Origin of the sequence: Bacillus sp. NTK034, from assembly GCF_017303275.1 — a bacterium.
Classification (GTDB): Bacteria; Bacillota; Bacilli; order Bacillales; family Cytobacillaceae; genus Cytobacillus.
In genome coordinates this window covers 259,378-271,814 of sequence record NZ_JAFKOJ010000004.1, presented here as the reverse complement: position 1 = coordinate 271,814, position 12,437 = coordinate 259,378, and the positions used below count along the sequence as shown (strand labels likewise).

Here is a 12,437-nt window from a genome sequence, read left to right as displayed (position 1 = left end):
GGAAAAACCTTCTCTTCATCCGAGGAGCATTCCCAGTTCAATCCCCAGAAGAGCCAGAAGGATTCCTCCGCCATAGCTCAATACATTATAAAGAATGAGCTCTTTTTTCCTTTTATCTATGTGGAGCTGTATAGCTTCCAGCTTGAATGTTGAAAAAGTGGTGAATGCCCCCATGAATCCTGTGCCAAGCAGCAGAAAAAGACTGCCTTCTATTCCTGAGCCCACCAGGATTCCAAGAAGAAGGGAACCAATTAAGTTAATAACAAGCGTGGCTGCAGGGAACCTCGAAACAATCCTTGTATTTATAACCTGACTGACCCACAGCCTAGATATTGCTCCAAAGAAACCGCCTATCCCCACCAGAAGAACATGAAACGTACTCATCCAGTTTCTTCTCCTTTCCTGACCTGGAATCCCAATCGGCTCATCCATAATCCGCCAAATATGCTGGCTGCAATATACAAAACTGCCAGAGCTGTCTTTCCATCGAGAAAGAGTGTTACCGTTTCAACGCTTAATGTAGAAAAAGTGGTAAAGGAGCCAACAAAACCTGTTCCCAGAGCTGTTTTTAAATGGGCTGGCAAGGAAAAACGCACAAGCAGCCCCGTCATCAGCCAAGCGAGAAGAAAACTTCCCAGCAGATTAACCGTCAAAGTAGCAAATGGAAAAACGGCATTTTCATGAAAGAGAAAAACACCTGTGCTGTACCTTAAAGAGGCACCCATAAATCCTGCAGCCCCAACCCATAAGTAAACCATCTCCATCCCCTCCATTTCTCTTAGTTTGTCCAAAACAAAAAGACTCCTGCCAGTTACCACTGACAGGAGTCATTAGCCATAAGGCGGTTAAAGGTGAACTCCATCACCTAAAAAGACGTATCTTTACTAACACTATAAAACATTTGAACAAGGATTAAAAGCCCTTTATTCATGGATCAATATGTATTCCCTTTTTTATAAAAAACGCTGAAAGAAGCAGCCCATATAACAGATGGCCAAAAAGCCAAAAAACCATGGCAGATATAGATGTAAGTTCAGGGGTTCGATCAGATAATGCAGTCGTTGGATAAAGCAGAACTCCTATGAAAAAGGTTATTAATAAAGTGCGGACGATGATCTGGAACCTGTTCCAGCGGTATTTTCTTATTAATAATAATAAGCTGACTGCTAAAACGGCAGAAATGATCAGATGAAATACAAATTCGATTAATTCGGGTAAATGATAGTTTTTCAAAATAGGGAAGTAATCCACATTTAAAAGCAATGTATACACTTTTACTCCAGAGGTTATCTCAATCATTTTCAGGAATAGCCCCAGGAATGTTCCAGATAGCAGTCCCGTAAATGCCCCCTTTGCCCAAAGTTTCCGCATATTTTTATCCTATCCTTCCCATTTATTGCAGGATCATACGAAAAGAATATTACTATTTATGATTCCGTGAACTGGCCTATCTTAAGTCCAGCTTTGGACTGTCTGATAAAGTCCTGGATTTCCTCAATTGTTAACCCCAGCTGTTTTGCTGTCATTAATAGCTCTACCCATTCTTTATCAATTTTCCCCTCACAGATTTCCATTCCCTTTCCACTCTCCCGTAAAGATTCTGTTCCCTCAGAAGTCTTCATTGAGTGCTGCTTTTATAAATCATTCCATATAGGAATAATTGGACAATTTCTTTTGCTAAACCTTCTGGAGTTTTTAACCCATTGAATAATTTTGTCAATGTCACGCGTTCAATAATTCCCGTCAGACTTTCAGCGACAGTTCCCATATCAATATCTTCCCTGAAGTATCCTGCTTGCTGTTCTGATAAGAGGTTGGCTTCAATTTGACCAGCTAGTATCTCTTTAAATTCCTCGGCATCCGGGGCCATGAAAAAACTGATGCGGGTCAAATTTTGATTGTCCATTAGAAATTTAAAAATAGCAGAGAGGCCTGAGGTTATTCGTTCTGGCAATGCAGGTAAATCAATGCCAGATTCCACACGGCTATTGGACGTAAGTTCGGAAAGCCTTGCACGAAACAGATCGACAAGTTCTTGAAATATAGCGTCTTTGCTTTCAAAGTACAGGTAAAAAGAAGGCTGTGTCAGACCTGCCCTTTTCACAATCTCGCTTATTTTTGTATGAAAATATCCCTTTTGCGCAAATTCCTCCGCGGCAATTTCAAGAAGCATTGCGCGGCTCTGCTCCCCGCAGGCCCCTTTTTTCCGTCCTCTTTGTCCCATAAATAACAGCTCCGTCTGCATTATATTACTCATAAGTATTATCTACTATCACCTTTGGGAAAGTCAACCAATTATCTGAATTTTTAATAATATATGGAAAATTCATATTATTAAAAGGGAACATATATTCTTATTTTACACTGAGGGATGTGAAATGGAAAGTTACCGGAAGTATATTTAGAAAACTTTTTTGAGGAAGAAGCTTTAAAAAAAGACAATAAAAAACCACCAAATATGTATTTGGTGGAGACGGAGGGAGTCGAACCCTCGTCCAGAAATATCGGCACTTAAGCTTCTACGAGTGTAGTCGATATATTCGCGATTCGCTGATCCTTATGCCTATCGACGGGCGTCCGGCCAGCTAGCCTGGTTGTTCTCTTCCTTCATCCTCAGGCGGTGGAATCCGGCGTAGCCCACTAAGAGTGAGTCCGCTACCCTACCACATGGGCGATGGAGGGGCGAACCGCTAAAGGCCTATTAGGCAGCTAAAGCGAAGTTGTTTTGAGTTTTGCCAGTTATTGGCTTTGACGTTTTAACGAGGCCGATCCCCTCGACTCGCAACCTAAGCTCGAACTATCCCTGTCGAATCCGTAGCGTCCCCAATATAATAGGTCTGCGTCGAATCTTATTCAGCACGCTGACGTTCGGATCAGCTCGAAATAGATGAGCTAAAGATTGTGTCACTCGCTGTGACAATTACTATTATAGCACACTGAGCTATTTTTTCAATTGTAAGGTTCTGGATTTACATTTTCTGCCTTTCGCGGAAAGCACGCTCTACTTCACGCTTGGCTTCTTTCTTCTTCAGATCTTCACGCTTGTCATATTTCTTTTTACCACGTGCCAGTCCAATTAAAACTTTTGCATAGCCATTCTTAAGGTACATTTTTAATGGAACAATCGAGTAGCCGACTTCCTTTGATTCACCAATCAGCTTGCTGATTTCTTTTCTATGCAAAAGAAGCTTTCTTGTCCTTAGCGGGTCGTGATTGTATCGGTTTCCCTGCTCATAAGGACTGACATGCATGCCGAAAAGATAGATTTCATTGTTTTGAATTCTGGCATATGAGTCCTTCAGATTTACCTTGCCCGCACGGATCGATTTAATTTCCGTCCCCTGCAGAACAATGCCCGCTTCGTATGTTTCTTCTATAGCATAGTCATGATATGCCTTTTTATTTTGCGCAACCATTTTGCCAGTTCCTTTTGGCATGTTAAATCCCCCTTTGCTCCTCTTTCCTGAAATCAGGAAATGCAGCATCCGTTCTATAGCGGTCCCTCTATTATAGCAAAATTGCGTGCCCCTCTCAACGAGGAGCCCTGCTGTGAAGGGAAAGAGAGAGCCTTTTGGCCCTCCCAGTTTTATTACCGCTTCTTTTTCTTCCGTTTTGCTTTTGGCGCATTTTCGTAATGTTTTTTCTCTTTTTTCTTTCTCGGGCCGCCTGAACTGTTTCCTTTTCCCTGATCAGCCTTGCCTCTGCGCGGCTTTTTCTCGGTGCTGCCTGTCTTGAACACCTTTGGCGCTTCACGAGTCTCCCGTCTGCGGGTTCCCTTCATGCCGACGATTTCAAAATCAATCGAGCGTTCGTCTTTGTTTACGTTAACGACACGGACTGTAATCTCGTCGCCAATTCGGAAGACATTACCCGTACGCTCCCCGATCATCGCCATCTGGCGCTCGTCATAGCGGTAATAATCGTCTGTCATATAGCTGACGTGGATAAGACCTTCAATCGTGTTTGGAAGCTCTACAAACATGCCAAAGTTCGTAACAGAACTGATGATGCCATCATATTCCTCGCCAATTTTATCAGCCATATATTCCGCTTTCTTCAGCTCATCTGTTTCGCGTTCCGCTTCAACTGCACGGCGTTCCATATTGGAAGAGTGCTCTGCAATATCCGGGAGCTGAGCATTCCATTTTTCTCTTGTCGCCTGATCCAGCTTGCCTTCAATTAAATAGGTGCGGATAAGTCTGTGGACAATTAAATCCGGGTAACGGCGAATCGGTGATGTGAAGTGTGTGTAAAACTCTGTTGATAACCCGAAGTGACCCAGGCTCTCTTCAAAGTACTTCGCCTGCTGCATAGAGCGGAGCATCACTGTGGATACAACCATTTCTTCCGGCTTTCCCTGAACCTCTTCAATGATTTCCTGAAGGGCACGCGGGTGAACGGCATTAGCTGTTCCTTTTACGATATAGCCGAAGTTTGTAATAAACTCGAAAAATCTTCTCAGCTTATCTTCTTTCGGATCTTCATGGATACGGTAAATGAAAGGGACATCCATCCAATGGAAGTGCTCAGCAACGGTTTCATTGGCTGCGAGCATGAACTCTTCAATCAGGCGCTCGGCAATCGAGCGTTCACGCAATGCCACTTCTGTCGGATTGCCCTCTTCATCCACAATGACTTTTGCTTCTTTAAAATCAAAGTCGATGGCTCCGCGATGCATTCTCTTTTTGCGCAAGATCAGAGAAAGCTCCTTCATCAGTTCGAACATCGGAACAAGCGATTGGTACCTGTTGTTTAGTTCTTCATCCTGCTCTTCTAAAATCTTATTCACATCTGAATAAGTCATCCGTTCCGTTGTTTTAATCACACTCTGGAATATCTCGTGATTCACCACTTCCCCATCCGATGTGATTTCCATCTCACAAGAAAGGGTAAGCCGGTCCACTTTCGGATTTAATGAGCAAATGCCGTTTGATAAGCGATGCGGTATCATCGGGATTACCCGGTCCACTAAATACACGGAGGTTGCCCGTTCTTCCGCTTCCCTGTCAATCGAGGAATCCTCACGGACATAGTATGTGACATCGGCAATATGAACGCCCAGCTTGTAATTGCCGTTATCCAGTTTTTTAACCATTACTGCATCATCAAGATCCTTTGCATCTGCACCGTCTATTGTGACAATAACTTCGTTTCTCAAGTCACGGCGGTTTTCAAGCTCACTTGGATCAATCGTATCCGGCGTTTCCTCGGCCTGCTTAAGCACCTCATCCGGAAATTCAAGCGGAAGGCCATGCTTGTGAATAACAGATAGAATATCCACACCAGGGTCATTTTTATGCCCGAGAATGTCGATAACTTCTCCTTCTGCACTCTTTCTCCCCTCAGGATAAGTGGTCAGTTTTACAACGACCTTGTGCCCTTCAACAGCACCTTTTGATGCTGACTTGGGGATAAAAATATCACTGGCAAACTTTTTATCATCCGGGATAACAAATCCAAAATGCTTGCTTTCCGTATAGGTTCCGACAATTTGTGTTACACCGCGTTCTAAAATGCGGACAATCGTACCTTCCCGCCTCTGTCCCGAACTCTCTGTCGTCACACGCGCAAGCACGATATCGCCATTTAAGGCATTATTTGTTTCATTGGGCGGGATAAAAATATCATCCATTCCCTGCTCTTCCGGAATGACAAAGGCAAATCCCTTTGCGTGTCCGGAAAGCTTGCCGCGGATCAAATTCATTTTTTCCGGCAAGCCGTAGCGATTACTTCTCGTTCTGACGACAAGCCCTTTTTCCTCCATGACAACAAGTGCCTTGACGAAATCTTTGAAGCCAGTGGAATCCTCTATTCCAAACGCGGCTTCAAGCTCCTGAACTGTCAATGGCTTGTACGCTTCATCCTTCATATAATGAAGCAGCTTGTCAATCAGCTGTTGTATATTATTTTCCATATCTTCATCCCTCCTTGGGGAGATTTTTATTCTATTTTTATTCTTCCCAATCAAGCTTTTCTAAAAACGCATACACATCTTCATGAAGCTGGTCACGCTCTTTATCGAGAGTAATCACGTGCCCGGATTCTTCGTACCACTTCAGCTGCTTTAAGTCATTCTCCACTTCATTAAAAATGATATTAGCACTGTCCGTGTTGATCATATGGTCATGTCGTGCCTGTACAACAAATGTTGGGGAGTAAATCATATCCACATGATTGCGTACATCCGCGATTAGCTCCTGAAGTGCCTTTAATGTATTCATCGGTGTTTTTTGGAACTCTTCCATTTCCTGTTCAATCTGTTCTTCCGGCTTTCCTTCAAGTCTCTTATATTCTCTAGCATAACTCAGAATTCCTTCATACATGACTTCTTCGCTTTTTATGTACATAGGTGCGCACATCGGAACAATACCCTTTACAGGTACAGTGTAACCCAATTTAAGGGAAAATACGCCGCCAAGGGAAAGTCCGGCCACTGCAATTTCTTTATGTCCCTTGTTTTTCAGAAATTCGTACCCTTCCATCACATCTTTCCACCAGTCTTCCGGACCTGTATGAACAAGTTCCTCGGGCGGAACACCATGTCCCTTATACTGCGGGGCATGGCAGGTGTAGCCCTTTGTTTCAAGAAACCTCGCCATCATTCTTACATCTGCTGTATTTCCGGTGAAACCATGCAGCAGCAGAACTGCTCTTTTTCCATTTCCAAATGTAAATGGTTTTGGTGCAACAACTCTCATTGATAAAACTCCTTTTACCTTTATAATTCCTATAATTTTATTAATCAAACGTTTGATTGAATCTGCATTCCTTATTTTTAGCAAACAGCGGGGCAACATGCCAATAAAAAGCTTTCTTATGTAAAAAATGTGGACGTTAGACAACATATGCAAATGTACAGAGCAAAAATAAAAGCCTGACCTTCTGAAGGCCAGGCGCTGCATTCATTTATATCGCGAAATAAGAAACTAAAACAGTAAGGATAAAGAATAAAACAGAAAGAACTATCGTAATGCGGTGAAGAATCAGATCAATTCCGCGTGCTTTTTGCTTTCCAAAAAGCTGCTCAGCTCCCCCTGAAATGGCACCGGAAAGACCTGCGCTTTTACCAGACTGAAGGAGTACAACTACAATAAGGCCAATCGAGACTATGACTAAAAGGGTAATCAATAATGTATGCATGAAGCCACCTCCTGAAAACGTACAATCACATTATTCTTAATTTATCACATTTTTATTGTATAAACAATAAGATTTTAAGGCTCGGCACAAGAGCAGCAGCTAAATAGTTCCTATCAGGTGTTTTTCAAATGAAATCATCCATTACTGCTTTACATTTACTTCAAAAAAATTGTTTATGTGCGGATAGCACTGATTTATGTGCGGATAAAAATATTTATGTGCGCATAGCAAGAATTTATGTGCGGATAAAAATATTTATGTGCGCATAGCAAGAATTTATGTGCGGATAAATTATTTTATGTGCGTTCAGATAGCTCTTAGCCAATTTAATCAAAAACAGCCGCCCCACCCGGGACGGCTGCACAAGCAAGATTACTTGCTCAAGTTATAGAAAGATTTAAGGCCATCGTATACAGCTAAATCGCCAAGCTCGTCTTCGATGCGAAGAAGCTGGTTGTATTTAGCAATACGGTCTGTACGTGACATTGAACCCGTTTTGATTTGGCCAGCGTTTGTTGCAACAGCGATGTCAGCGATTGTAGCATCTTCTGTTTCACCGGAACGGTGAGATACAACTGCTGTGTAGCCAGCGCGCTTCGCCATTTCGATGGCTTCGAATGTCTCTGTTAATGTACCGATTTGGTTTACTTTGATCAGGATTGAGTTGCCTACGCCCTGCTCGATTCCTTGAGCAAGCTTTTTCGTGTTTGTAACGAACAGGTCGTCACCAACAAGCTGCACTTTGCCGCCGATGCGCTCAGTTAATAGCTTATGGCCATCCCAGTCGTTTTCGTCAAGACCATCTTCAATTGAGATGATCGGGAACTCGTTTACAAGCTCTTCGTAGAAGTTAACCATGTCTTCAGAAGTTAAGCCATTGCGGCCTTCGCCAGCAAGGTCGTATTTGCCCGTTTCTTTGTTGTAGAACTCAGAAGAAGCAACGTCCATTGCAAGGTAGATGTCTTTGCCAGCTTCGTAGCCAGCGTTAGAGATCGCTTCGATGATTACTTCTAAAGCTTCACGGTTTGAACCCAGGTTTGGAGCGAATCCGCCTTCGTCACCTACAGCAGTGTTCAAGCCTTTGCCAGATAGAACTTTCTTCAATGAATGGAATACTTCAGCACCCATGCGGATTGCTTCCTTGAAAGTAGGAGCTCCTACAGGCATAATCATGAATTCCTGGAAGTCTACATTGTTGTCAGCGTGAGATCCTCCATTGATGATGTTCATCATTGGTGTTGGAAGCTGCTTCGCGTTGAAGCCGCCAAGGTAACGGTATAATGGAAGTCCTACAGACTCAGCAGCAGCATGTGCACAAGCCATGGATACGCCAAGGATTGCGTTTGCGCCAAGCTTGCCTTTGTTTTCAGTTCCATCTAATGCGATCATTGTGCGGTCGATGCCAACCTGGTCTGTTACATCCAAGCCGATAACAGCGTCAGCAATTAGATTGTTCACGTTGTCTACTGCTTTTTGAACACCTTTTCCAAGGTAGCGGGACTTGTCGCCGTCACGAAGTTCTACTGCTTCGTGCTCACCAGTGGATGCTCCGGAAGGAACGATGGCACGGCCAAAAAATCCTGATTCTGTTAAAACTTCAACTTCAACTGTCGGGTTCCCGCGGGAATCTAATACTTCACGAGCATATACTTGTTCGATAAATGGCATAGTAATTCTCTCCTTTTTTATGAAAAATCGTTTTCGACAAAATTCGGGTGGTGCCTGTCACCGATTACTTTTTCAATAAAGTTGTTCCTGTCATTTCAGCAGGTTTTTCCAGTCCAAGCAGGTCCAGGACAGTTGGAGCAAGGTCTCCTAAAATTCCGTCTGTGCGGAGCTCTGCACCATCTTCTGTAACGATGACTGGAACTGGGTTTGTCGTGTGGGCGGTCATTGGGCTTCCTTCCAGGGTAACAACTTCATCGGCATTTCCATGATCAGCTGTGATGATCGCTTTTCCGCCTTTTGAAATAATGAGATCAACAATTTTGCCAAGGCATTCGTCAACTGTTTCAACCGCCTTGATCGTTGGTTCAAGCATGCCTGAATGCCCCACCATGTCCGGGTTGGCAAAGTTCAGGATGATCGCATCGAAATTGTCAGCCTCTATTTCCTTCAGCAACGCGTCCGTCACTTCATAAGCACTCATTTCAGGCTTAAGGTCATAGGTAGCTACTTTCGGTGAGTCGATCAGGATCCGCTCTTCGCCAGGAAACTTCTCTTCGCGCCCGCCGCTCATAAAGAACGTCACATGAGGATACTTTTCTGTTTCCGCAATGCGGAGCTGTGTTTTTCCATTTTGGGCTAAAACCTCACCCAGGGTGTTATCAAGGTTAGTCGGTTTGAACGCTACATACCCGTCAACCGTTTCACTGAAGTGAGTCAAACATACAAAGAACAAGTCTTCAGGATGTCCTGGCCCTCTATCAAAGGAACGAAAGTCTTTATTTGTAAAAGTGTTCGAGATCTGGATTGCCCGGTCCGGACGGAAGTTATAGAAAATGACTGCATCATTTTTCTTTATCGTTGCAACCGGTTTACCATCTCCTGCAGTAATGACAGATGGAATAACGAACTCATCAAAGATACCATTTTTATAGTTATCTTCAATTAAGTCCAAAGGATCGCTGTATGAAGGGCCATTACCATACACCATGGAACGGTAAGACTTTTCAACACGCTCCCAGCGTTTGTCGCGGTCCATGGAATAATAGCGTCCGGAAATCGTCGCAAATTCGCCGACTCCGTACTCCTTCATTTTTTCCTGCGCTTCTTTAATGTAGCCTGCTGCTGTTTGCGGGCCAACATCACGTCCATCCAGGAAACCATGAACATAGACATTCTTCACACCTTCTTCAGCGGCCATACGAAGCAGTGCGAATAAGTGCTGAATATGGCTGTGAACGCCTCCATCTGAAAGAAGTCCCATCAAATGAAGATCCGTGCCATTCTTTTTAACATGGTCAATCGCAGAACGGAACGTTTCGTTTTTCTCAAACTGTCCTTCACGAATGGCCACATTCACTCTTGTTAAGCTCTGATATACAATCCGGCCTGCACCGATGTTTAAGTGGCCTACTTCAGAGTTTCCCATTTGCCCTTCCGGAAGACCTACTGCTTCACCGCTGGCTGTCAGCGTTGCGTTAGGGTAGGTATTCCAGTAGCGTTCGAAGTTTGGCTTCTTTGCCTGGGCAACGGCATTTCCCATCCGCTCGCCGCGCAATGCGAAACCATCTAAGATGATTAATGCAACTGGAGATTTACTCATTCTTTCCTGCCTCCAATAATTGAAGGAAGCTTTGCGGCTCAAGGCTTGCGCCGCCTACAAGAGCTCCATCAATATCAGGCTGGCTCATATATTCTTTAATATTTGCAGGCTTTACACTGCCGCCGTACTGAATGCGGACTGCATCTGCAGCAGCTTGTGAAAATTGCTTCGCAACAACAGAGCGGATATGTGCACATACTTCATTCGCATCTGCAGATGTTGAAGATTTGCCTGTTCCGATTGCCCAGATTGGTTCATACGCAATAACAGTCTGTTTTACCTGATCTTCTGTTAAGCCATTAAGAGCTTTTTCCACCTGTGTGCCCACAAGATCCATTGTTTCACCGCTTTCACGCTGTTCAAGCGATTCACCGACACAAACGATAGGAGTTAAATTGGATTTAAAAGCAGCCAACGTTTTTTTGTTAACGGCCTCGTCAGTTTCATTAAACATTTCCCGGCGCTCGGAATGACCAAGGATTACATATTTTACTCCAAGGTCTTCAAGTGCCACAGGGCTGATTTCGCCTGTAAAAGCACCGCTTTCTTCAAAGTGCATGTTTTGCGCGCCGATTTCAACATCAGAACCCTTTGCGCTATCCACAAGGCGCTCCAGGAATAGTGCAGGGGCACATACAACTGTTTCTACCTGTTCTTTCCCCGGTACTAACCCATTGATTTCTTCAAGAAATACTTTCGCTTCCGGAAGTGTTTTATGCATTTTCCAGTTTCCAGCGATAATTGGTTTACGCATGTTGCACGTCCTTTCATGCTTTTTATTATTGTCATGTATTCGACAAATTTCGGGTGGTGCCTGTCACCAAATTATTTATCGTTTAAAGCCACTACGCCTGGCAGAGCCTTTCCTTCCATAAACTCAAGGGAAGCCCCGCCGCCTGTCGAGATATGGCTCATGCGGTCTGCAAGATGGAACTTCTCAACTGCAGCTGCAGAATCTCCGCCGCCAATGACTGAATATGTATCGTTTGCTTCTGCTAAAGCCTCAGCCACTGCTCTTGTTCCGCCGGCGAATTTTTTCAATTCGAATACACCCATTGGTCCATTCCAGATAACAAGCTTTGAATTTTGGATTACATCGCTGTAGATATCACGCGTTTTAGGCCCAATATCAAGTGCTTCCCAGTCAGAAGGAATTTCTTCAATTGCTACTGTTTTAATATTTGCTTCCTCAGAAAAATCGTCTGCTACCACGACATCAACAGGCATATAGAAGTTCACGCCTTTTTCTTTCGCTTTTTCCATAAACGATTTTGCAAGGTCAATTTTATCTTCTTCTAAAAGTGACTTTCCTACTTCATGGCCGTTAGCTTTTACAAACGTATAGGCAAGTCCGCCGCCAATAATCAGGTTGTCTACCTTTTCAAGAAGGTTTTCTATTACACCGATCTTATCTTTAACCTTTGCACCGCCGATAATGGCTGTAAATGGACGTTCCGGATTTGAAAGAGCTTTTCCAAGTACATCAAGTTCTTTTTCCATTAATAGTCCTGATACTGCAGGAAGATGCTGCGCAATTCCTTCCGTAGAAGCATGTGCACGGTGTGCTGCTCCAAAAGCATCGTTCACATACACATCAGCAAGCTCAGCAAATGCCTTTGCAAGTTCAGAATCATTCTTTTCCTCGCCAGGATAGAAGCGCACGTTTTCAAGAAGGAGAACATCTCCTTCACCTAACGTGTCAACCATTGCTTTTACAGAATCTCCATATGCTTCATCTGCCTTCTTCACTTCTTTGCCAAGAAGCTCGGACAAACGCTTTGCTACTGGTGTTAAACGCAATTCTTCAACAACTGAACCCTTCGGACGGCCCAAATGGCTCGCTAAGATCACTTTAGCACCCTGGTTAGTCAAATATTCAATCGTTGGAAGAGCTGCGCGGATACGAGTTTCATCTGTAACCTGTCCATCCTTCATAGGTACGTTGAAATCAACGCGGCAAAAAACTCGTTTCCCTTTTAACTCCACATCTTTTACGCTTTTTTTGTTCACAGCAAAAGGACCTCCTTAC

At 43.7% G+C, this 12,437-nt stretch carries 13 protein-coding genes, 1 other RNA gene and 1 riboswitch; all 14 genes read right to left on the bottom strand.

Going from position 1 to position 12,437, the window contains the following annotated elements:
* Nucleotides 1-15 precede the first annotated feature (15 nt).
* The gene (gene crcB / locus JI665_RS14270; protein ID WP_206840207.1) at nt 16-384 is read right to left on the bottom strand and encodes a fluoride efflux transporter CrcB; all 369 of its coding nucleotides are present in this window, start codon (nt 382-384) and stop codon (nt 16-18) included.
* Nucleotides 381-791, bottom strand: coding sequence for a fluoride efflux transporter FluC (locus tag JI665_RS14265; protein ID WP_206840205.1), 411 nt, complete (start codon nt 789-791; stop codon nt 381-383). Before JI665_RS14265 ends, crcB begins: the two co-directional genes overlap by 4 nt.
* A gap of 23 nt (nt 792-814) precedes the next feature.
* Nucleotides 815-875: riboswitch (Fluoride riboswitch) on the bottom strand.
* 52 nt (nt 876-927) lie between these two features.
* The gene (locus JI665_RS14260; protein WP_206840203.1) at nt 928-1,371 is read right to left on the bottom strand and encodes a hypothetical protein; all 444 of its coding nucleotides are present in this window, start codon (nt 1,369-1,371) and stop codon (nt 928-930) included.
* Between the two features lie 56 nt (nt 1,372-1,427).
* A complete protein-coding gene (gene sinI / locus JI665_RS14255; protein WP_206840201.1) occupies nt 1,428-1,574 on the bottom strand; it encodes a DNA-binding anti-repressor SinI in 147 nt (48 codons plus the stop codon).
* 44 nt (nt 1,575-1,618) lie between these two features.
* Nucleotides 1,619-2,257, bottom strand: a complete 639-nt coding sequence (locus JI665_RS14250; RefSeq protein ID WP_244671197.1) for a TetR/AcrR family transcriptional regulator — start codon at nt 2,255-2,257, stop codon at nt 1,619-1,621.
* A 208-nt stretch (nt 2,258-2,465) separates the two neighbouring features.
* Nucleotides 2,466-2,825, bottom strand: a transfer-messenger RNA (tmRNA) gene (ssrA, locus tag JI665_RS14245).
* 144 nt (nt 2,826-2,969) lie between these two features.
* Entirely contained in the window at nt 2,970-3,437 is a 468-nt protein-coding gene (gene smpB / locus JI665_RS14240; RefSeq protein WP_009331807.1) for an SsrA-binding protein SmpB, read from the bottom strand.
* Between the two features lie 152 nt (nt 3,438-3,589).
* The gene (rnr, locus tag JI665_RS14235; protein WP_206840200.1) at nt 3,590-5,914 is read right to left on the bottom strand and encodes a ribonuclease R; all 2,325 of its coding nucleotides are present in this window, start codon (nt 5,912-5,914) and stop codon (nt 3,590-3,592) included.
* A 37-nt stretch (nt 5,915-5,951) separates the two neighbouring features.
* On the bottom strand, nt 5,952-6,698 hold the full coding sequence (locus JI665_RS14230) for an alpha/beta hydrolase (RefSeq protein ID WP_206840198.1): 747 nt from the start codon (nt 6,696-6,698) through the stop codon (nt 5,952-5,954).
* A 208-nt stretch (nt 6,699-6,906) separates the two neighbouring features.
* Nucleotides 6,907-7,140 (bottom strand): preprotein translocase subunit SecG, encoded by a 234-nt coding sequence (gene secG, locus JI665_RS14225; RefSeq protein ID WP_009331810.1) that lies wholly within the window; start codon nt 7,138-7,140, stop codon nt 6,907-6,909.
* A gap of 372 nt (nt 7,141-7,512) precedes the next feature.
* A complete protein-coding gene (gene eno, locus JI665_RS14220; RefSeq protein ID WP_206840197.1) occupies nt 7,513-8,808 on the bottom strand; it encodes a phosphopyruvate hydratase in 1,296 nt (431 codons plus the stop codon).
* A 64-nt stretch (nt 8,809-8,872) separates the two neighbouring features.
* The gene (gpmI, locus tag JI665_RS14215; RefSeq protein WP_206840196.1) at nt 8,873-10,408 is read right to left on the bottom strand and encodes a 2,3-bisphosphoglycerate-independent phosphoglycerate mutase; all 1,536 of its coding nucleotides are present in this window, start codon (nt 10,406-10,408) and stop codon (nt 8,873-8,875) included.
* A complete protein-coding gene (tpiA, locus tag JI665_RS14210) occupies nt 10,401-11,162 on the bottom strand; it encodes a triose-phosphate isomerase (protein ID WP_206840195.1) in 762 nt (253 codons plus the stop codon). Before tpiA ends, gpmI begins: the two co-directional genes overlap by 8 nt.
* A gap of 71 nt (nt 11,163-11,233) precedes the next feature.
* A complete protein-coding gene (locus JI665_RS14205; protein ID WP_206840194.1) occupies nt 11,234-12,418 on the bottom strand; it encodes a phosphoglycerate kinase in 1,185 nt (394 codons plus the stop codon).
* Between the last annotated feature and the right edge of the window lie 19 nt (nt 12,419-12,437).

Excerpts from the sequence above, each read along its gene's own strand:
- sinI (WP_206840201.1), bottom strand. The coding sequence starts at position 1,574 with ATGGAAATCTGTGAGGGGAAAATTGATAAAGAATGGGTAGAGCTATTA.
- gpmI (WP_206840196.1), bottom strand. The coding sequence starts at position 10,408 with ATGAGTAAATCTCCAGTTGCATTAATCATCTTAGATGGTTTCGCATTG.
- JI665_RS14250 (WP_244671197.1), bottom strand. The coding sequence starts at position 2,257 with ATGAGTAATATAATGCAGACGGAGCTGTTATTTATGGGACAAAGAGGA.
- tpiA (WP_206840195.1), bottom strand. The coding sequence starts at position 11,162 with ATGCGTAAACCAATTATCGCTGGAAACTGGAAAATGCATAAAACACTT.
- eno (WP_206840197.1), bottom strand. The coding sequence starts at position 8,808 with ATGCCATTTATCGAACAAGTATATGCTCGTGAAGTATTAGATTCCCGC.
- rnr (WP_206840200.1), bottom strand. The coding sequence starts at position 5,914 with ATGGAAAATAATATACAACAGCTGATTGACAAGCTGCTTCATTATATG.
- crcB (WP_206840207.1), bottom strand. The coding sequence starts at position 384 with ATGAGTACGTTTCATGTTCTTCTGGTGGGGATAGGCGGTTTCTTTGGA.
- secG (WP_009331810.1), bottom strand. The coding sequence starts at position 7,140 with ATGCATACATTATTGATTACCCTTTTAGTCATAGTCTCGATTGGCCTT.
- smpB (WP_009331807.1), bottom strand. The coding sequence starts at position 3,437 with ATGCCAAAAGGAACTGGCAAAATGGTTGCGCAAAATAAAAAGGCATAT.
- JI665_RS14260 (WP_206840203.1), bottom strand. The coding sequence starts at position 1,371 with ATGCGGAAACTTTGGGCAAAGGGGGCATTTACGGGACTGCTATCTGGA.
- JI665_RS14230 (WP_206840198.1), bottom strand. The coding sequence starts at position 6,698 with ATGAGAGTTGTTGCACCAAAACCATTTACATTTGGAAATGGAAAAAGA.